This window comes from Pseudomonas sp. TH32, assembly GCF_016650855.1.
GTDB lineage: Bacteria > Pseudomonadota > Gammaproteobacteria > Pseudomonadales > Pseudomonadaceae > Aquipseudomonas.
The window spans coordinates 5,296,587-5,314,516 of record NZ_JAEKFA010000002.1 but is presented as its reverse complement, the minus strand read 5'-3'; the positions used below and the strand labels follow the sequence as shown (position 1 = coordinate 5,314,516).

The 17,930-nt window shown below is 61.6% G+C and carries 18 protein-coding genes; 12 read left to right on the top strand and 6 right to left on the bottom strand.

The annotated features are described in order from the left end of the window. Positions 1-44: 44 nt before the first annotated feature. Positions 45-1,637, bottom strand: a complete 1,593-nt coding sequence (locus tag JFV30_RS28165) for an ABC transporter substrate-binding protein (protein WP_201125696.1) — start codon at positions 1,635-1,637, stop codon at positions 45-47. A gap of 458 nt (positions 1,638-2,095) precedes the next feature. On the opposite strand from JFV30_RS28165, the gene rpmB reads away from it, so the two are divergent. Both rpmB and rpmG read left to right on the top strand, forming a co-directional pair. Beyond that, a complete protein-coding gene (rpmB, locus tag JFV30_RS28160; protein ID WP_003213263.1) occupies positions 2,096-2,329 on the top strand; it encodes a 50S ribosomal protein L28 in 234 nt (77 codons plus the stop codon). An 11-nt stretch (positions 2,330-2,340) separates the two neighbouring features. Further along, positions 2,341-2,496: a 50S ribosomal protein L33 gene (rpmG, locus tag JFV30_RS28155; protein ID WP_003176906.1), complete on the top strand. Its 156-nt coding sequence runs from the start codon at positions 2,341-2,343 to the stop codon at positions 2,494-2,496. 71 nt (positions 2,497-2,567) lie between these two features. Here the strand turns inward: rpmG and JFV30_RS28150 are convergent, their stop codons facing one another. Next, on the bottom strand, positions 2,568-2,930 hold the full coding sequence (locus JFV30_RS28150; protein WP_003213261.1) for a cupin domain-containing protein: 363 nt from the start codon (positions 2,928-2,930) through the stop codon (positions 2,568-2,570). 230 nt (positions 2,931-3,160) lie between these two features. Between JFV30_RS28150 and JFV30_RS28145 the strand changes: the two genes are divergently transcribed. Both JFV30_RS28145 and JFV30_RS28140 read left to right on the top strand, forming a co-directional pair. After that, positions 3,161-4,654: an aldehyde dehydrogenase gene (locus JFV30_RS28145; protein ID WP_201125695.1), complete on the top strand. Its 1,494-nt coding sequence runs from the start codon at positions 3,161-3,163 to the stop codon at positions 4,652-4,654. A gap of 156 nt (positions 4,655-4,810) precedes the next feature. Continuing rightward, the gene (locus JFV30_RS28140) at positions 4,811-5,953 is read left to right on the top strand and encodes an MFS transporter (protein ID WP_201125694.1); all 1,143 of its coding nucleotides are present in this window, start codon (positions 4,811-4,813) and stop codon (positions 5,951-5,953) included. Here the strand turns inward: JFV30_RS28140 and JFV30_RS28135 are convergent. Beyond that, positions 5,950-7,512 carry a phospholipase D family protein gene (locus JFV30_RS28135; RefSeq protein ID WP_201126249.1) on the bottom strand — a complete coding sequence of 521 codons (1,563 nt, stop codon included), beginning with the start codon at positions 7,510-7,512 and terminating at the stop codon, positions 5,950-5,952. The two genes, JFV30_RS28140 and JFV30_RS28135, sit on opposite strands and share 4 nt — an antisense overlap. A 62-nt stretch (positions 7,513-7,574) precedes the next feature. Continuing rightward, entirely contained in the window at positions 7,575-8,999 is a 1,425-nt protein-coding gene (locus JFV30_RS28130) for an aminotransferase-like domain-containing protein (protein WP_010168170.1), read from the bottom strand. Between the two features lie 165 nt (positions 9,000-9,164). Here JFV30_RS28130 and JFV30_RS28125 point away from each other — a divergent pair, with 165 nt between their 5' ends. After that, on the top strand, positions 9,165-9,401 hold the full coding sequence (locus JFV30_RS28125; RefSeq protein WP_201125693.1) for a DUF1127 domain-containing protein: 237 nt from the start codon (positions 9,165-9,167) through the stop codon (positions 9,399-9,401). A 1-nt stretch (position 9,402) separates the two neighbouring features. Here the strand turns inward: JFV30_RS28125 and JFV30_RS28120 are convergent, their stop codons facing one another. Continuing rightward, positions 9,403-10,695 carry an NAD(P)/FAD-dependent oxidoreductase gene (locus tag JFV30_RS28120; RefSeq protein WP_201125692.1) on the bottom strand — a complete coding sequence of 431 codons (1,293 nt, stop codon included), beginning with the start codon at positions 10,693-10,695 and terminating at the stop codon, positions 9,403-9,405. A gap of 115 nt (positions 10,696-10,810) precedes the next feature. On the opposite strand from JFV30_RS28120, the gene JFV30_RS28115 reads away from it, so the two are divergent. Further along, the gene (locus JFV30_RS28115; RefSeq protein WP_177112377.1) at positions 10,811-11,164 is read left to right on the top strand and encodes a YkgJ family cysteine cluster protein; all 354 of its coding nucleotides are present in this window, start codon (positions 10,811-10,813) and stop codon (positions 11,162-11,164) included. Between the two features lie 3 nt (positions 11,165-11,167). Here JFV30_RS28115 and JFV30_RS28110 read toward each other — a convergent pair whose 3' ends face one another. Continuing rightward, complete coding sequence (locus tag JFV30_RS28110) at positions 11,168-11,656, bottom strand: Lrp/AsnC ligand binding domain-containing protein (protein WP_003206849.1); 489 nt, start codon at positions 11,654-11,656, stop codon at positions 11,168-11,170. 156 nt (positions 11,657-11,812) lie between these two features. On the opposite strand from JFV30_RS28110, the gene dadA reads away from it, so the two are divergent. From dadA to JFV30_RS28080, 6 genes are all read left to right on the top strand, one after another. Then, positions 11,813-13,114 carry a D-amino acid dehydrogenase gene (dadA, locus tag JFV30_RS28105; RefSeq protein ID WP_201125691.1) on the top strand — a complete coding sequence of 434 codons (1,302 nt, stop codon included), beginning with the start codon at positions 11,813-11,815 and terminating at the stop codon, positions 13,112-13,114. Continuing rightward, the gene (locus JFV30_RS28100) at positions 13,086-13,439 is read left to right on the top strand and encodes a RidA family protein (protein WP_003208752.1); all 354 of its coding nucleotides are present in this window, start codon (positions 13,086-13,088) and stop codon (positions 13,437-13,439) included. The genes dadA and JFV30_RS28100 overlap by 29 nt, the downstream gene beginning before the upstream one ends. Positions 13,440-13,518: 79 nt before the next feature. After that, the gene (alr, locus tag JFV30_RS28095) at positions 13,519-14,595 is read left to right on the top strand and encodes an alanine racemase (RefSeq protein WP_201125690.1); all 1,077 of its coding nucleotides are present in this window, start codon (positions 13,519-13,521) and stop codon (positions 14,593-14,595) included. Between the two features lie 116 nt (positions 14,596-14,711). Further along, positions 14,712-15,260, top strand: a complete 549-nt coding sequence (locus tag JFV30_RS28090; RefSeq protein ID WP_003208755.1) for a cupin domain-containing protein — start codon at positions 14,712-14,714, stop codon at positions 15,258-15,260. Positions 15,261-15,442: 182 nt separating this feature from the next. Further along, a complete protein-coding gene (locus tag JFV30_RS28085; RefSeq protein WP_003208757.1) occupies positions 15,443-15,859 on the top strand; it encodes a c-type cytochrome in 417 nt (138 codons plus the stop codon). Positions 15,860-15,994: 135 nt separating this feature from the next. Beyond that, positions 15,995-17,917: an acetyl-CoA hydrolase/transferase family protein gene (locus JFV30_RS28080; protein WP_201125689.1), complete on the top strand. Its 1,923-nt coding sequence runs from the start codon at positions 15,995-15,997 to the stop codon at positions 17,915-17,917. The last annotated feature ends 13 nt before the right edge of the window (positions 17,918-17,930 follow it).

Below are 17,930 nucleotides of genomic sequence, written 5' to 3'. Positions count from 1 at the left end.
TTGACGACCTTCGCGAGCAAGCTCGCTCCTACAGGGGGCCAGGATTATGGCTTGACGCTGACTTTCGAGTAATCCTGACGCCCGAACGGGCTCACCTGGTACCCCTCGACATTCTTGCGAGTCAGGGCGAACGCGGTCGGATGCGCCAGTGGCAGCCACAGTGCCTGTTGCTGGATCTGCGCCTGGGCCTGCTGATACAGCTTGCTGCGCACGCCCTGTTCGCTGGTGGTCTTGCCGGCGCTGATCAGCTTGTCCAGCGCCGGGTCGCAGTAGCGGGCGAAGTTGGTGCCGGACTTCACTGCCGCGCAGGAGAACTGCGGCGTGAGGAAGTTATCCGGGTCGCCGTTGTCGCCGGCCCAGCCCATGAAAAGCAGGTCGTGCTCACCCGCCTTGGCGCGGCGGATCAGTTCGCCCCACTCGATCACGCGAATTTCAGCCTGGATGCCGACCTTGGCCAGGTCCGCTTGCAGCAACTGCGCGCCGAGGCTCGGGTTGGGGTTCAGCAGGCTGCCCGACGGCCGGGTCCAGATGGTCGTCTTGAAGCCGTCCTTGAGTCCGGCGCGGTCCAGTAGCTGCTTGGCCTTGGCGATGTCTTGCGGGTAGCCCGGCAAGTCCTTGGCGTAGCTCCAGGTGTTGGGCGGGTAGGGGCCGTTGGCGGCTTCGGCGGTGCCTTCAAATACGGCCTTGAGGTAGCTGGCCTTGTCGAAGGCGAGGTTGATCGCCTGGCGAACTTCCGGCTTGTCCAGCGGCGGGTGCTGGCTGTTGATGGCGACAAACGCAGTCATGAAGGCCGCGGTTTTCTCGATCTTCAGGTCAGCGTCTTTCTTGGCGGCGTCGATGTCCAGTGGCTTGGGCGACAAGGCGATCTGGCACTCGTCGCGACGTAATCTCTGCAGGCGCACGTTGGCGTCCGGGGTGATCGCGAAGATCAGGTTATCCACCGCAGGTTTGCCGGCGAAGTAGTCCGGGTTGGCCTTGTAGCGAATCGACGCGTCCTTCTGGAAGCGCCCGAAAATGAACGGTCCGGTGCCGATAGGCTGGCTGTTGAGCTTCTCGGGTGTGCCGGCCTTGAGCAGTTTGTCGGCGTATTCCGCCGGGTAGATCGAGGCAAAGCCCATGCTCAAGGCGGCGAGGAAGGTCGAATCGGCGTGGTCCAGGGTAAAACGCACGGTCAGCGGGTCGAGAGCGTCAATCTTCTTGATCAGCGTCGGCAGTTGCAGGGATTGGGCGTGTGGGAAGCCGCTCTGGGCGACCTTGTGCCACGGGTTGGCCGGGTCGAGCATGCGTTCGAAGCTGAAGCGCACGTCTTCGGCGGTCAGGCTGCGGCTTGGGGTGAAGTAGTCGGTGCGATGGAATTTAACGTCCGGGTGCAGCTTGAAGGTGTACGTCAGGCCGTCCGGCGACACTTCCCAGCTGTCCGCCAGGCTGGGGACCAGCTTGCCACTGGTGGCGTCGAAGTCCACCAGGCGGTTCATCAATACGTCTGCCGAGGCGTTGGTGGTGGTCAGCGAGTTGTATTGCACCACGTCGAAGCCTTCGGGGCTGGCTTCGGTGCAGACGCTCAAGGTGGTAGCCGCCTGGGCGTGTGCAGCAATAAAAAGAGGGGCTAGCAATAGCGGTAGGGCAGCGAGGCGCATATTCGGTTTCCTTTGCAGATCGAAGGCCCATCTGCGAGTGCAGTCTGGAAAAGTCCTACCGTAGTGGGCTGATTGACAAATGACTAGCCCATTTTTGCCTGTGCTTTTGCCTCAAATACTGTTTTGATGGCGCCTCAGGTCGTTTTGCCGGGCACTTTGCAGTGCGCGCGGGCGCTGTAAATCATTCTGTGCGACGAGCGGTTAGCTTCTATAGCGGCCCACCCTGGCAACGGTTCAGGCGTCCATGGCCTGGATTTACGCGTGGAAAAACACACGGCCTGTTGTTGCACTGGGGTCTTTCTGGTATAAAGCAGCGCTCTTTTCTAGGGGCCCGGTTCCTTCGCTAGTAGGTGTAGCCGGTAAGACCCTAAAGAAACGCGGCGCCTGGCGCCAAATGACTGAGAGATTAAGCGGCCAACCCATGCCGGGTTGGGCATGTGGTTTTAGAGGGCTGAGGCATGTCGAGAGTCTGTCAAGTTACCGGTAAGGGTCCGGTGACTGGGAATAACATTTCCCACGCAAACAACAAAACCCGTCGTCGTTTCCTGCCAAACCTGCAGCATCACCGCTTTTGGGTTGAAGAAGAGAAACGTTTTGTCCGTCTGCGCGTATCTGCCAAAGGCATGCGTGTTATCGACAAGCGTGGCATCACTGTCGTGCTGGCCGAACTGCGCCGCGACGGCAAAATCTAAGGAGCTAAATCATGCGTGAATTGATTCGAATGATCTCTAGCGCCGGTACTGGTCACTTCTACACTACCGACAAGAACAAGCGTACTACCCCGGACAAGCTCGAAAAGAAAATGTTCGACCCGCGCGTTCGCAAGCACGTGATCTACAAAGAAGGCAAAATCAAGTAATTGGTTTTCTTTCTTGTGAAAAAAAGCCCGTATCTCACGATGCGGGCTTTTTTTTGTGCCTGAAGAATTGATCAGGCCTTTTCTTCGAACACCACGTAGATCTTGCGGCAGGGTTCCAGCACTTCCCAGGTGCCACTGAAACCGGCCGGGATGACGAAACGGTCGCCGGCCCGCAAGGTCTTGGCGTTGCCGTCGGCGTCACGCAGTACAGAGACGCCCTGCACGATCTCGCAGTATTCATGCTCGGTGTAGTTGACCTTCCACTGCCCGACTTCACCTTCCCAGACTCCGGCGCTCATTTGGCCGCACGGACTGTTGTAGTGGTTGTAGACGGTTTGCTCGGGGTCGCCCTTGAGGATTTTCTCCGCGGCCGGACGGTAGCGGTCAGGTTCGGTCCTGGCCTGGCTGAAGTCGACGATATTCTGGATGTTCATGGGCGTGTCCCGTCTGGCCTGCGGTTGGAGAGCCCAAAGTCTATGTTTATTAAAATGAACATCGCAAGGGCGTTTGCTGGCGTTATGTCAAATATATTGAAACATCCATCGTCGCTGGTTTAGGGTGGCAGGTGCCTTGAGCCGAACAGCTGGCTGGCCGGGCAAGAATTCTTCGAAGGTGCCTGGGTACATCGCCCGGCCCTTGTATTCAATAAGAGGAGGACACTCGCATGACCACCCTGACCCGTGCCGACTGGGAACAACGCGCCAAGGATCTGAAGATCGAAGGCCGTGCCTACATCAATGGCGAATACACCGCCGCCGTTTCCGGCGACACGTTCGAATGCCTCAGCCCGGTCGATGGCCGCCTGCTGACAACCGTTGCCAGCTGTGACGTCGCCGACGCCCAGCGCGCTGTTGAAAACGCCCGCGCCACCTTCAATTCCGGTGCGTGGTCGCGCCTGGCACCAGCCAAGCGCAAAGCCACCATGATCCGTTTTGCCGGCTTGCTCAAGGCCAATGCCGAAGAGCTGGCCCTGCTTGAAACCCTGGACATGGGCAAGCCAATCAGCGATTCCCTGTACATCGACGTTCCCGGCGCGGCGCAAGCCCTGAGCTGGAGCGGCGAGGCCATCGACAAGATCTACGACGAAGTCGCCGCCACCCCCCACGACCAACTGGGCCTGGTGACCCGCGAGCCCGTCGGCGTTGTTGCGGCCATCGTGCCGTGGAACTTCCCGCTGATGATGGCCTGCTGGAAACTCGGGCCGGCGTTGTCCACCGGTAACTCGGTGATCCTCAAGCCGTCTGAAAAATCGCCGCTGACTGCCATCCGCATCGCTGCCCTCGCGGTTGAAGCCGGCATCCCGAAAGGCGTGTTCAACGTGCTGCCGGGTTATGGCCACACCGTGGGCAACGCCCTGGCGCTGCACATGGACGTCGACACCCTCGTGTTCACCGGTTCCACCAAGATCGCCAAGCAACTGCTGATTCGCTCCGGCGAGTCGAACATGAAGCGCGTCTGGCTGGAAGCCGGCGGCAAGAGCCCGAACATCGTGTTCGCCGATGCCCCGGACCTGCAAGCCGCCGCTGAATCCGCCGCCAGCGCCATCGCCTTCAACCAGGGCGAAGTGTGCACCGCCGGTTCGCGCCTGCTGGTAGAGCGCTCCATCAAGGATAAATTCCTGCCGCTGGTGATCGAGGCCCTCAAGGCCTGGAAGCCGGGCAACCCGCTGGACCCGGCCACCACGGTCGGCGCGCTGGTGGATACCCAGCAGATGAACACCGTGCTGTCGTACATCGAGGCCGGGCATGCCGATGGCGCCAAGCTGGTGGCCGGTGGCAAGCGCACGTTGCAGGAAAGCGGCGGCACCTATGTCGAACCGACGATTTTCGACGGCGTGACCAACGCCATGAAGATCGCCCAGGAAGAAATCTTCGGCCCGGTGCTGTCGGTGATTTCCTTCGACAGCGTGGAAGAAGCCATTGCGATCGCCAACGACACCCAATACGGCCTGGCTGCTGCGGTGTGGACGTCGAATATCTCCAAGGCACACCTCACCGCCAAGGCACTGCGTGCCGGCAGCGTGTGGGTCAACCAGTACGATGGCGGCGACATGACCGCACCGTTTGGTGGTTTCAAGCAGTCGGGTAACGGCCGCGACAAGTCGCTGCACGCGTTCGACAAGTACACCGAGCTGAAGGCGACCTGGATCAAGTTGTAAGCTTCCAGAAACACCGCTGTAAAAAATGTGGGAGCGGGCTTGCTCGCGAATGCGGTATCACAGTCGCTGATGTATTGACTGGTACACCGCATTCGCGAGCAAGTCCGCTCCCACACTGTTTTGTGTGATCTCCAAATAATCCACAGGAGCGTGGAAATGCGTTGGGCGACCTATTTCGCCGTGTTGGCGTCGGTCTTGAGCGTGGGCCTGGCACTGGGCGTGAGCATGCCGCTGGTGTCCCTGCGCCTGGAAAGCTGGGGTTACGGCAGCTTCGCCATCGGCGTAATGGCCGCCATGCCGGCCTTCGGTGTACTGCTCGGGGCCAAGGTTTCCAGCGGCCTGGCCTCGCGCCTGGGCACGGCGAACCTGATGCGCCTGTGCCTGTGGGGCGGGGCGATTTCCATCGGATTGCTGGCGGTTCTGCCCAGCTACCCGGTGTGGCTGGTGCTGCGGCTGATGATCGGGGTGATCCTGACCATCGTGTTTATCCTCGGCGAAAGCTGGATCAACCAACTGGTGATCGAGCGCTGGCGCGGCCGGCTCGTGGCGCTGTATGGCTGCAGTTATGCCTTGAGCCAACTGTCGGGCCCGTTGCTGCTGGGCGCGCTGGGTACGGATAACGACATCGGCTTCTGGGTAGGCGTTGGCCTGCTGACGTTCTCGCCGATCCTGCTGCTGGGCCGATCCGGCGCGCCGACTGCCGAGTCCTTCAGCGTGACCTTTGGCGACCTGCTGCGTTTCTGCCGGGGCTTGCCGGCGATTGCCTGGGCGGTGGCGTTATTCGCCGCATTCGAGGCGATGATTCTTACGCTGCTGCCGGTGTATTGCCTGCAGCAGGGCTTCACCGCCGAGATCGCCCTGGCGATGGTCAGCACCGTGGTGGTCGGTGACGCGTTGCTGCAACTGCCGATTGGTGCACTGGCGGACTACCTGCCGCGGCGCACGCTGTTTCTCGGCTGTGCACTGATGCTGCTGGCGACGAGTCTGGCGATCCCGCTGTTGCTGGATACGCTGATGATCTGGCCCGTATGGGTGCTGTTTGGCGCCAGTGCCGGTGGCTTGTTCACCCTGTCGCTGATCCTGATTGGCGAGCGCTACCGTGACGACGCGCTGGTGCGCGCCAATGCGCACATCGCGCAGCTGTGGGGCATTGGCTGCCTGATCGGGCCGTTGGTGGCCGGTGCTGGCAGCCAGTGGATCAGCGGGCATGCCTTGCCGCTGTTGATGGCGGCGGGGGCGTTGGGGTTGGTGGTTCTGCTGCTCCGCCAAGGTGCATTCGGCGCTGCACAGCCGGCCTAGAGCATGCGCTCCAGGCCCACGCTGGTGGCGAACCAGGCATTGAACCGGCGCCACCAACTGCCCGGTTCGCGGGTCAGGGTGTGCAGTTGGCCGTTGTCTTCAGTGACCCAGACCACCTGGCCATCCTGCAGTTTCGCCTGATAGCTCAATGGCGGCGCCATGCCTTCCAGGGCAAGGTTGCGCACGTGCTCTGCCAGCTCCGGGCTGTCTACCAGCACCCCGACTTCGGTGTTCCACAGCACCGAGCGCGGGTCGAAGTTGAAGGAGCCGATGAAGGATTTCTCCCGGTCAAAGATGATCGCCTTGCTGTGCAGGCTGGAATCCGAGCCGTGGAAGGTGCCTTTGCGGAACAGATGAGGGCCGCTGCCGCCGCCATCTCCCGGCTGCCGGCGCAATTCGTACAGCTTTACCCCGTGTTCCAGCAACGCCTTGCGATAGGGCGCATAACCGCCGTGCACCGCTGGCACGTCGGTGGCTTCCAGGGAATTGGTCAGCAGGCTCACCGAGACGCCGGCGTCCGCACGGCCGGTCAGGTACACGAGGCCAGGTTGCCCCGGTACGAAGTACGCCGAAATCATCATCAGCTCATGGCTGACCCCTTCCAGCTCCGGTGCCAGCTGGGTGGTGAGCAGCAGCCGGGGATCCGGATCGGCCTTGGCCAGCACTTTGCTCGGCGCATCCCACAGCGCCTGGTTCCAGGCCCAGATCAGCTCACGGCGCCAGATGTCCATGCGCGGTTGGGTCTTGTAGGTGCGCAGGCGGTTGTACAGGGCATGGTTTTGTTGGCGCGATTCGGCCAGGGAGTCTTCCAGGCGTACGCGGGCGCTGGCCAGGTCGCCTTTGGAGGCGCTGCTGACGAAGTCACCGATGGGTTTGCTCAGGGCACTGTTCCAGTACTGATCGAAACTGTGGCCCAGTTGCTCGGCCACCGGGCCCACGCTGAGCATGTCGATATCGGTGAAGTTGAGGTTGGGTTCGGCGTCGAAATACTCATCCCCCAGGTTGCGCCCGCCAACGATGGCCACGCTGTTGTCTGCCAGCCACAGCTTGTTGTGCATGCGCCGGTGTTGCAGCGAGAGGTCGAACAGCCGTGCCATGGCCCGCGTTACGCCGGTGCTGCGGCCCAGGTGCAGCGGGTTGAACAGGCGGATCTGGATGTGCGGGTGGGCGGCGAGGGTGGCGATGATCTGGTCCAGGCCGTCGCTGGTGGTGTCGTCCAGCAGGATGCGCACGCGCACGCCACGGTCGGCGGCCTTGAGCAGCTCATCCACGAGCATCCGCGTGCTGATGCCGTCGTGGACGATGTAGTACTGCAGGTCGAGGCTGGTCTGGGCGTTGCGGATCAGTTCGGCGCGGGCCATGAAGGCTTCGCTGCTGTTGGGCAGCAGGCGGAACCCGGAGCGGCCTTTGTAGGGCGCGGCCTGGGCCTGGATCGAGCGGCCGAATGACGACTCACTTGCCGGCAGCGCCTCGCTGGGCGTACGCGGCGAGTCGAGGGTGGCGCAGCCGCCCAGGGCCAGGATGCCCAGCAGGAAAAACGGTAATAGCCGTTGGGTCATCAATGACATGGGTTCCGAATCAGGGCGGTTGTCGGCATATGACGGCTATTTCCCGGGAAAGGTCAGTCCGCTGCTTCGGCCAGCAACTTGATGGCGGTGGCGCCGACCTTGCGCACGGCCTCTTCAATCTGCGGCGTTGGTTTGGCAGCGTAGTTCATGCGCAGGCAGTTCCTGTACTTGCCGGAGGCGGAAAAGATACTTCCCACAGCAATCTGTACACCTTCATCCACCAGCAGCCGGTTGAGCTTCAACGTGTCGAAGCCTTCCGGCAGTTCCACCCACAGCATGAAGCTGCCCTGTGGGCGGCTGGCGCGGGTGCCTGCGGGGAAATAACGGCTGACCCAATCGAGCATCAAGTCGCGATTGCGCTGGTATTGGGTACGCATCCGGCGCAAATGCGGTTCGAAATGACCGTTTTTCAGAAATTCGGCAATCGCGATCTGTGGCTGGGTCGCGGTGGCGCCGGTACTGATGTATTTCATGTGCAGCACACGTTCCAGGTAACGGCCGGGTGCAACCCAGCCGATCCGCAGGCCGGGCGCCAGGGTTTTCGAGAAAGAGCTGCACAGTACGACGCGGCCATCTTCGTCGAAGGATTTTATGGTGCGTGGACGCGGGTAGCTGTAGGCCAATTCTCCATACACATCGTCTTCGATGATTGCCACGTCGAAGCGCTGTGCCAGGGTCAGCAGTGCGCGTTTGCGCGATTCCGGCATGATGTAGCCGAGCGGGTTGTTGCAGTTGGGGGTCAGCTGGATGACCTTGATCGGCCACTGTTCCAGCGCCAGCTCCAGCGCTTCCAGGCTGATGCCGGTGAGTGGGTCGGTGGGGATTTCCAGGGCCTTCATGCCCAGGCCCTTCAGGGTTTGCATGGCGCCGTGAAAGCTTGGCGAGTCGACGGCAACGATGTCGCCCGGCTCACAAATGGCGTGGATGCTCGCGGACAGCGCTTCGTGGCAGCCGGTGGTGATCACCAGGTCCTGGGGCGTCAGTTGGCAGCCGGAGTCGAGCATCTGGCGGGCAATCTGTTCGCGCAGGTCCAGGTTGCCGTGGATGGTGTCGTAATACAGCCCCGGCATGTCCTGGCGTCGACTGATCCGCGCCAGGCTGCGCAGCAAGGGTTTCATGGTTGGCGACAATACATCCGGCATGCCCCGGCCCAACTGTATGGTGTCTTTGCGTGGCACCGCGCGGATCAGCTCCAGTACCTGGTCCCACTGGGAAATTTCCACCGGGCGCTGGGCCGGGCGGCCTATGGCGGGCAGCGCCGGCAAGTCGCGGCTCACCGGCACGAAGTAGCCGGATTTTGGCTTGGGCATCGCCAGACCGTTGTCTTCCAGCACGCGATAGGCCTGCTGCACGGTGCTCAGGCTGACCCCATGCTCCACGCTCAAGGCCCGCACTGACGGCAATCGATCGCCCGGGCGGTAGAAGCCCTGCTCGATGCGCGTGCCCAACAGTTCGGCGAGGTTGACGTATAGCGTCATGGCGAGGCTTCCCGATTACCAGTACAGATCAGCCGAAAATACAGGATTCAGCGGCAGATAGGCAGTATCTGTATGGATTTAATACCGGGCGGTTGAATCTGTCATGGTTTCGCGTGCCGGCTCATCCTGTGTACTCATGGCAATACGTAAATGAGGGGCAGGAAAATGAGCGGTCTGAGCGATGTGCGGTTGGCGTTACACAGTCAGGAACTCGAAGCTGGGCAGGAGCGGCGCATGGCGACGCGTACCACGGCCCCGGCACTCAGTGCATGGGCGTTGTTCTGGCACCGTGTGCACACGCGCAAGACCTTGCTGGAGCTGACCCCGGAGCAACTGCGTGACGTGGGCCTGAGCGCCGAGCAGGCGCGCCGGGAAGGCTTGAAACCCTTCTGGCGCGGTTGATTCAGACCAGTTCTTTTAACCGGTGCCAGAGCATTCCCAGCGCCAATAGCGGCGAGCGCAAGTGCTTGCCGCCCGGGAAGGTGATGTGCGGCACCTTGGCAAACAGATCAAATCGCCCGCTTTGCTGGCCGCTGATGGCTTCGCCCAGCAGTTTGCCTGCCAGGTGAGTGGCATTGAGACCGTGACCCGCGTAGGCCTGGGCGAAATACACATTGGGGTGGTCGGCCAGGCGGCCAATCTGCGGCAGGCGGTTGGCGCCGATGCCGATCATGCCGCCCCACTGGTAATCGATGTTCACGTCGGCCAGTTGCGGGAACACCTGCAGCATTTTCGGACGCATATAGGCGCCGATGTCCTTCGGATCCCGTCCGGAATAATGGCAGGCTCCCCCGAACAACAAGCGTCGGTCGGCTGACAGCCGGAAGTAGTCCACGGTCACCCGCTGGTCACACACCGCCATGTTTTGCGGCAGCAGCTCGGCTGCCTGGGCTTCGCTCAAGGGCTCGGTGGCGATGATGTAGCTGCCGGCGGGCAGCACCTTGCCACTCAAATGCGGGTTAAGGCCGTTCAGATAGGCGTTGCAGCCCAGTACCAGGGTCTTGGCGCGCACGTTGCCTTGGGCGGTGTGCACGTTGACCTCCGGGCCGTAGTCGATGCGCACCGCTTCGGAATGCTCGAACAATTGCACGCCCAACTGCTGTGCGGCAGCCGCCTCGCCGAGGGCCAGGTTCAGCGGGTGCAGGTGGCCGGAACCCATGTCGATCATGCCGCCCACATAGCGGTGGGAGCCGATCACGCTGGGCATTTCGCTGGCTTGCAGCAGGCGCACTTCGTGGCGATAACCGAGGCTTCGCAGTTCTTCGGCGTCGGCGGCCAGGTGTTCCAGGTCGCGAGGTTTGTTGGCCAGGTCGCAGTAGCCCCAGGTCAGGTCGCAGGCGATCTGCGAACGTTCGACCCGCTGGCGCACGATTTCCACGGCCTCCAGGCCCATCAGTTTCATCTGGCGCACGCCATCGGCGCCGATGACGTGGGTGAATTGATCCAGGCCATGACCGACGCCGCGAATCAACTGCCCGCCGTTGCGCCCGCTGGCGCCCCAGGCGATTTTGCGGGCCTCCAGCAGGACCACGCTGAAACCACGCTCGGCCAGTTCCAGGGCGGTATTCAGCCCCGAAAAGCCGCCGCCGACCACGCACACATCGGCCACGACTTCACCTGTCAGCACCGGATAATCGGGCTGCGGGAAACTGCTGGCGGCGTAGTAGGAATTGGCGTGCCGGGCGCTGGCGGTCATGGGGGGCCTCCCTGTTTGGAAAATTTGACGCAGGATACAGCGGTCAGGCGAAGCTGTCTCACCGGGGGCTTTTAGGGCAAAATCCACGTCTATTCGCCGTTTGGTCCCTGTGTCGATGAGTTGCAACAGCCAGAAAGTCAACGCGCTGCGCCGGCAGATTCCCTCGTTCGAGTGCGTCCCGGGTTGCCATGACTGCTGTGGGCCGGTGACCACCTCCACCGAGGAAATGTCGCGCCTGCCGCGCAAGACCGCTGCCGAGCAGGAAGCGGCGATGGACGAACTCAATTGCGTGCACCTGGGCCCCAACGGCTGCACGGTGTACGACGAGCGCCCGCTGATTTGCCGCCTGTTCGGCACCACGCCGACCTTGCCATGCCCCAACGGCCGCCGCCCGGTGGAGTTGATCCATCCGCGGGTGGAAAAGCAGATTCACGAGTACATGGCGAGCACGCGGCAGGTGTTGGTCTAGCGCTTAGTCCGGGATGGGCAGGTTCAAACTCTCCTTCACCTCTTCCATCACGATGTAGCTCTTGGACTCCCGTACGTGGGGCAGCTTGAGCAGGATATCGCCGAGTAACTTTCGGTACGACGCCATCTCCGAGATGCGTGCCTTCACCAGGTAGTCGAAATCCCCGGAGACCAAGTGGCACTCCAGCACGTGGGGCAGTTTCAGCACAGCGCGTCGGAATTCTTCAAAGGTGTCGCCGGACTTGTAGTCGAGGCTGATCTCGACAAACACCAGCAAACTGCCCTTCAAATGCTGCGGATTGAGCCGGGCGTTGTAGCCCATGATGATCCCTTCGCGCTCCAGGCGCCGGACCCGCTCGGTGCACGGCGTGGTCGACAGGCCAACCTTTTCCCCCAGCTCAGTAAACGAAATTCGTCCGTCTGCCTGCAGGATGCGCAGGATGTTGCGGTCGATCTTGTCCAGTTCCCGCTTGGTCTGAGTGTTGGTCCGCATAGGGGATGCTCCTCCGTGAAAAGGGTTTTTGCCGAGAATTGTCGCCAAATATAGGCAGTTATATAGTGAAATGCACTGGCGATTGCTTTTTATACTGCCCACATCTTTGTGCTGAACAACAAACGTCAGCGGTCAAGCCGTGATGAGGGAATAAAAATGCGCGTTCTGGTCTTGGGTAGCGGTGTCATTGGCGTGGCCAGTGCCTACTATTTGGCACGAGCTGGTTTTGAAGTGGTCGTGGTCGACCGTCAACCGGCTGTGGCCATGGAGACCAGTTTTGCCAACGCCGGGCAGATCTCGCCGGGCTACGCCTCGCCATGGGCCGCACCGGGTGTGCCGCTCAAGGCTATCAAGTGGCTGCTGGAGCGCCATGCGCCTCTGGCGATCAAGGCCACCGCCGACATCGACCAATACCTGTGGATGGCGCAGATGCTACGCAACTGCACCGCCAGCCGGTATGCGGTGAACAAGGAGCGCATGGTGCGCCTGTCCGAGTACAGCCGCGACTGCATCGACGAACTGCGCTCCGAGACCGGTATTGCCTACGAAGGCCGCACCCTTGGGACTACGCAACTGTTCCGCACCCAGGCCCAGTTGGATGGTGCTGCCAAGGACATCGCGGTATTGAAAGAGTCTGGCGTGCCTTACGAGCTGCTGGATCGCGCCGGCATTGCCCGCGTCGAGCCGGCCCTGGCCAGCGTTACCGATATCCTCGCCGGTGCCCTGCGCCTGCCGAATGACCAGACCGGCGACTGTCAGATGTTTACCACCCGCCTTGCCGACATGTGCAAGCAACTGGGTGTCGAATTCCGCTTTGAGCAAGATATCCAGCGCCTGGACTACGCCGGTGATCGGGTGAACGGCGTGTGGATCGACGGCAAGCTGGAAACCGCCGACCGCTACGTGCTGGCCCTCGGCAGCTACTCGCCGAAACTGCTCAAGCCGCTGGGGATCAAGGCGCCGGTGTACCCGCTCAAGGGCTACTCGATGACCGTGCCGATCACCAACCCGGCGATGGCCCCGACCTCGACCATTCTCGACGAGACCTACAAGGTCGCGATCACCCGTTTCGACAACCGCATTCGCGTCGGTGGCATGGCTGAAATAGCCGGTTTTGACCTGTCGCTGAACCCGCGTCGGCGGGAAACCCTGGAGATGATCGTCAACGACCTTTATCCTCAGGGCGGTGATTTGAGCCAGGCCAGTTTCTGGACCGGCCTGCGTCCGACCACCCCGGACGGCACACCGATTGTCGGTGCTACCCCGTTCAAAAACCTGTTCCTGAACACCGGCCACGGCACCCTCGGCTGGACCATGGCCTGTGGCTCTGGTCGTTTGCTGGCGGACCTGATGGCGAAGAAAACCCCGCAGATCAGTGCCGAAGGCCTCGATATTTCCCGTTACGGCAACCACCAGGAGTCCGCAAAACATGTCAATCCAGCGCCAGCTCACCAATGAGCGCATGAGCCAGATCGTTGTTCACAGCGGTACCGTGTATCTGGCAGGGCAAGTCGGCGACGACATGAGCGCCGGGATTGAACAGCAGACCCGTGAAACCCTCGTCAATATCGAGCGTTTGCTGGACCTGGCCGGCACCGACAAGACCAAGCTGCTGTCGGTGACCATCTACCTGAAAGACATCGACGCGGACTTCGCCGGGATGAACGCGGTATGGGACAAGTGGCTGCCAAAAGGCGTCGCGCCGGCCCGTGCCACGGTTGAAGCGAAGCTCTGTGAACCGGAAATCCTGGTTGAGCTGTCGGTTGTGGCCGCTCTGCCTTAAGCCAAACTCCTCTCCCGGCGCCTGCGTTGTCAGCGGGTGCCGGTTTTTTCTTCTCACTGCCGCCTAGAAGCCTGCCGCCATGCGTCCTGCCCGTGCCCTGATCGACCTCCAAGCCCTGCGCCATAACTACCAACTGGCCCGTGAAGTCACTGCTGGAGCGAAAGCCCTCGCCGTGATCAAGGCGGATGCCTACGGCCACGGTGCCGTGCGCGTAGCCCAGGCGCTGGAAGCCGAGGCGGACGGGTTTGCGGTGGCGTGCGTCGAAGAAGCGCTGGAACTGCGGGCCGCCGGGATTCGCGGGCCGGTGCTGTTGCTCGAAGGGTTTTTCGAGGCCGACGAACTGCCGCTGATCATCGAGCATGACTTGTGGTGCGTGGTGCATTCGCTGTGGCAGCTGGACGCGATTGAACAGGCGCAGCTCAGCAAACCGCTGACCGTCTGGCTCAAGCTCGACTCGGGCATGCACCGTGTTGGCTTGCACCCCAAGGATTATCACGACGCCTACCAGCGCCTGCTGGCCTGCGGCAAGGTCGCGAAGATCGTGCTGATGAGCCACTTCGCCCGTGCCGATGAGCTGGACAGCACCAGCAGCGAAGAGCAAGTGGCGGTGTTTGAAGCAGCGCGCCAGGGCTTGTCGGCCCAGGTCAGCCTGCGCAATTCGCCGTCGGTGCTGGGCTGGCCGAATGTGTCCAGCGACTGGGTGCGCCCGGGCATCATGCTGTACGGCGCCACGCCGTTTGGCGAAGACCAGGCCATCGCCGCGCGTTTGCAGCCGGTGATGACCCTCGAATCGAAAGTCATCTGCGTACGTGAACTGCCGGCCGGCGAGCCGGTGGGTTACGGCGCGAAATTCATCACCCCGAAACCGATGCGCGTCGGCGTGGTGGCCATGGGTTATGCCGACGGTTACCCGCGTCACGCACCCACCGGCACGCCAGTGCTGGTGGCCGGTCAGCGCAGCCAGTTGCTGGGCCGGGTGTCGATGGACATGCTGTGTATCGACTTGACGGACGTGCCACAGGCCGGGCTCGGCTCCACGGTCGAGTTGTGGGGCAAAAACATCCTCGCCAGTGACGTCGCCACCGCTGCCGACACCATCCCCTACCAGATCTTCTGCAACCTGCGCCGGGTGCCACGGCTCTATTCCGGCGCTTGAGCGGCACCCACGAATGGCAGATCCCGGGATTTAGGCCAAAGTGTTGTAAATACTGAACGCTGTCGCCATGATAACGCTCAATTACAACAACGCCTGAATCCTAGGAGGCTCCTGCATTGGACGTCGGCGAACGACTGCAATCCATCCGTAAACTGAAAGGTCTTTCCCAGCGTGAGCTTGCCAAGCGCGCGGGCGTCACCAACAGCACCATTTCGATGATCGAAAAAAACAGTGTCAGCCCCTCCATCAGCTCCTTGCGCAAGGTGCTGGGCGGCATCCCCATGTCGATGGTGGAGTTTTTTTCCGAGGAGATCCTCCAGGAAAAACCGACCCAGATCGTCTATAAAGCCAATGAGCTGATCGACATCTCCGACGGCGCCGTCACCATGAAACTGGTGGGCCGCGCGCACCCGAGCCGGGCGATTGCGTTCCTCAACGAGATCTACCCGCCAGGTGCTGATACCGGCGAAGAGATGCTCACCCATGAGGGCGAGGAAACCGGGATCCTGGTGGAAGGCCGCCTGGAACTGGTAGTGGGCCTTGAAACTTTTGTGCTCGAAGCCGGCGATAGCTACTACTTTGAAAGCACCAAGCCGCATCGTTTTCGCAATCCGTTCGAAGTGCCGGCGCGACTAATCAGCGCAGCCACACCCGCGAACTTTTAAGAAAAGAGGCGTCCTGCCTATGTCGCAGAGACGCCCGTAGCAGTATTCCGCTTTGTTGAATCTCCCCTTGGTTAATAGGGTTGTTTCGGCGGGGCGGGCTAACCGTTATACTTTCGCCGCCTGCGAAACCGTGGCCGCAGGCGTGAATAGCCACCATTGAGGGTGAACGCGTGAACCTAATTATGAAAATGCTGGCTGCACCAGCAACCGTACTGGCCCTATGGGCTGTCAGCGCTCAAGCTGCGACCAATGATGAGATTGCCAAGCGCCTGGAGCCGGTCGGCCAGGTGTGTGTCCAGGGGCAAGAGTGCAAGGGGATGGAAGTCGCCGTGGCTGCGGGCGGCGGCGGTGGCGCGAAATCGCCGGATGACGTGATCGCCAAACACTGCAACGCTTGCCACGGTACCGGCCTGTTGGGCGCACCGAAAATCGGTGACACCGCCGCCTGGAAAGACCGCGCGGATCACCAGGGCGGCCTCGACGGCCTGCTGGCCAAGGCCATCACTGGCCTGAACGCCATGCCGCCAAAAGGCACCTGCGCCGATTGCTCGGATGCCGAGCTTAAAGGTGCGATCGAGAAGATGTCGGGGCTTAAATAAACCGATCTTCGTCAAAAAAGCCGCTGACCAGCGGCTTTTTTGTGCCCGCGATCTACCTTTTGAGGCTGTTCTTTGCAGCAAAGACCCGGCAAGCTCGGTCCAACCCCAATTCATGGAATGTTCGGGAGAAGTCGGATGGTGCAGTTGTGTTCAATCGAGCAAGCGGTCGACGACGTACTGGCACGGTTGCCGGCGCATATTCACATGGGCATGCCCCTGGGCCTGGGCAAACCCAACCTGTTCGTCAATGCGCTGTACCGGCGCATCGCCAAGCTGCCGGACCGGGCGCTGACCATCTATACCGCGCTGGCTTTGGGTCGCCCGACCTTGGGCGATGGTTTGCAGAAGCGCTTTCTGGAACCCTTTATCGAGCGGGTTTTTGGTGATTATCCCGAGCTGGAGTTCCTCGCCGCCTTGCGCAAGGACAACCTGCCATCCAACATTCACGTGCAGCAGTTTTTCATGCAGCCCGGCAGTTTGCTCCACAGCCTTTCGGCCCAGCAGGATTACGTCAGCAGCAACTACAGCCACGCCGCCCGTGATATCAACGCCGCCGGCCTGAACCTTGTGGCGCAACTGGTGGCCAGCAGCGCCGAACACCCGGACCGCCTGAGCCTCAGCTGCAACCCCGACATCACCCTCGACCTGTTGCCGATGATCGCCAAGCGCCGCGAGGCCGGTGAGACCATTTTGGTGGTGGGCCAGGTCCACAGTGATTTGCCCTACATGCCCGGCGACGCCGAATTGGGCATGGACGCATTCGACTTCCTGATCGACGAGAAGGACAGCACTACGCTGTTCTCCACCCCGAATATGCCGGTGGGCTTCCAGGACCACTTTATCGGTTTGCACGCCAGCACCCTGGTGCGCGACGGCGGCACCTTGCAGATCGGCATCGGCTCCATGGGTGACGCCCTGACCGCCGCCTTGCTGGCGCGCCAGGCGGACAACGAGGCGTATCGCCTGTTGCTGACCGACCTGGATGTGTACCAATGGGCGCCGCTGATCAGCCATGAAGGCGGCGTCGCGCCCTTTGCCCGTGGCCTGTACGGTTGCAGTGAAATGTTCGTCAACGGCCTGCTGGTGCTGGCCGATGCAGGGATTGTGCGGCGCAAGGTGTACCCGGATGTCGCGACCCAGGAGCGGGCCAACGCCGGTACCCTGGACGAAGCGGCGCAGACCGACGGGATCTCGGTGCACGGTGGATTCTTCCTCGGGCCGCGCAGTTTCTACGAGCGCCTGCGTGATTTGCCACAGAGCAAGCGCCTGGAATTCAACATGACCCGCATCAGCTACATCAACGAGCTGTACGGGCAAGAAGAACTCAAGCGTTTGCAGCGTGTGGATGCGCGGTTTATCAACAGCGCGTTTACCGTGACCCTGATGGGCGCGGGCGTGGCCGACCAGTTGGAAGACGGTCGGGTGCTCAGCGGTGTTGGCGGGCAATACAACTTCGTTGCCCAGGGCCATGCGCTGGAAGGCGCGCGCTCGATCCTGATCCTGCGCAGCTGGCGCGAATCGGGTGGTGACGTCAGCTCCAATATCGTCTGGGAGTACGGCCACTGCACCATTCCCCGGCACCTGCGGGACATCGTCATCACCGAATACGGCATCGCGGATTTGCGCGGGCAGACCGATGCCAAGGTGATTGAAAGGCTGCTGAACATCACCGACTTGCGCTTCCAGGACGACTTGATCGAACAGGCGCAAAAGGCCGGGAAGTTGCCGAAGGATTTCCAGCTGGATCCGCGTTTTGCCGATAACACGCCGGAGCGTTTGCAGGGGATTCAGGCGCGGCATCCGCGGTTGTTCCCGGAGTATCCGCTGGGGAGTGATTTCACCGAGGAAGAGCGGGATTTGTTGCGGGCGTTGAACTGGCTCAAGAGCAAATTCAAGCTGACGGAGATTCTGGAGCTGGGCAAAGCGGCGCTGGATGCACCGGAACCGGAGGCGTTTCCCGAGCACCTGGTGCGGATGCGGCTGGATAAGCCGGAGGGGTTGAAGGAAGACTTGTATCAGCGATTGTTACTTGCAGGGCTTCAAGAAACCGCCCACTAACGGGTCGGCATCG

Excerpts from the sequence above, each read along its gene's own strand:
- JFV30_RS28165 (WP_201125696.1), bottom strand. The coding sequence starts at position 1,637 with ATGCGCCTCGCTGCCCTACCGCTATTGCTAGCCCCTCTTTTTATTGCT.
- rpmB (WP_003213263.1), top strand. The coding sequence starts at position 2,096 with ATGTCGAGAGTCTGTCAAGTTACCGGTAAGGGTCCGGTGACTGGGAAT.
- rpmG (WP_003176906.1), top strand. The coding sequence starts at position 2,341 with ATGCGTGAATTGATTCGAATGATCTCTAGCGCCGGTACTGGTCACTTC.
- JFV30_RS28150 (WP_003213261.1), bottom strand. The coding sequence starts at position 2,930 with ATGAACATCCAGAATATCGTCGACTTCAGCCAGGCCAGGACCGAACCT.
- JFV30_RS28145 (WP_201125695.1), top strand. The coding sequence starts at position 3,161 with ATGACCACCCTGACCCGTGCCGACTGGGAACAACGCGCCAAGGATCTG.
- JFV30_RS28140 (WP_201125694.1), top strand. The coding sequence starts at position 4,811 with ATGCGTTGGGCGACCTATTTCGCCGTGTTGGCGTCGGTCTTGAGCGTG.
- JFV30_RS28135 (WP_201126249.1), bottom strand. The coding sequence starts at position 7,512 with ATGACCCAACGGCTATTACCGTTTTTCCTGCTGGGCATCCTGGCCCTG.
- JFV30_RS28130 (WP_010168170.1), bottom strand. The coding sequence starts at position 8,999 with ATGACGCTATACGTCAACCTCGCCGAACTGTTGGGCACGCGCATCGAG.
- JFV30_RS28125 (WP_201125693.1), top strand. The coding sequence starts at position 9,165 with ATGAGCGGTCTGAGCGATGTGCGGTTGGCGTTACACAGTCAGGAACTC.
- JFV30_RS28120 (WP_201125692.1), bottom strand. The coding sequence starts at position 10,695 with ATGACCGCCAGCGCCCGGCACGCCAATTCCTACTACGCCGCCAGCAGT.
- JFV30_RS28115 (WP_177112377.1), top strand. The coding sequence starts at position 10,811 with ATGAGTTGCAACAGCCAGAAAGTCAACGCGCTGCGCCGGCAGATTCCC.
- JFV30_RS28110 (WP_003206849.1), bottom strand. The coding sequence starts at position 11,656 with ATGCGGACCAACACTCAGACCAAGCGGGAACTGGACAAGATCGACCGC.
- dadA (WP_201125691.1), top strand. The coding sequence starts at position 11,813 with ATGCGCGTTCTGGTCTTGGGTAGCGGTGTCATTGGCGTGGCCAGTGCC.
- JFV30_RS28100 (WP_003208752.1), top strand. The coding sequence starts at position 13,086 with ATGTCAATCCAGCGCCAGCTCACCAATGAGCGCATGAGCCAGATCGTT.
- alr (WP_201125690.1), top strand. The coding sequence starts at position 13,519 with ATGCGTCCTGCCCGTGCCCTGATCGACCTCCAAGCCCTGCGCCATAAC.
- JFV30_RS28085 (WP_003208757.1), top strand. The coding sequence starts at position 15,443 with ATGAAAATGCTGGCTGCACCAGCAACCGTACTGGCCCTATGGGCTGTC.
- JFV30_RS28080 (WP_201125689.1), top strand. The coding sequence starts at position 15,995 with ATGGTGCAGTTGTGTTCAATCGAGCAAGCGGTCGACGACGTACTGGCA.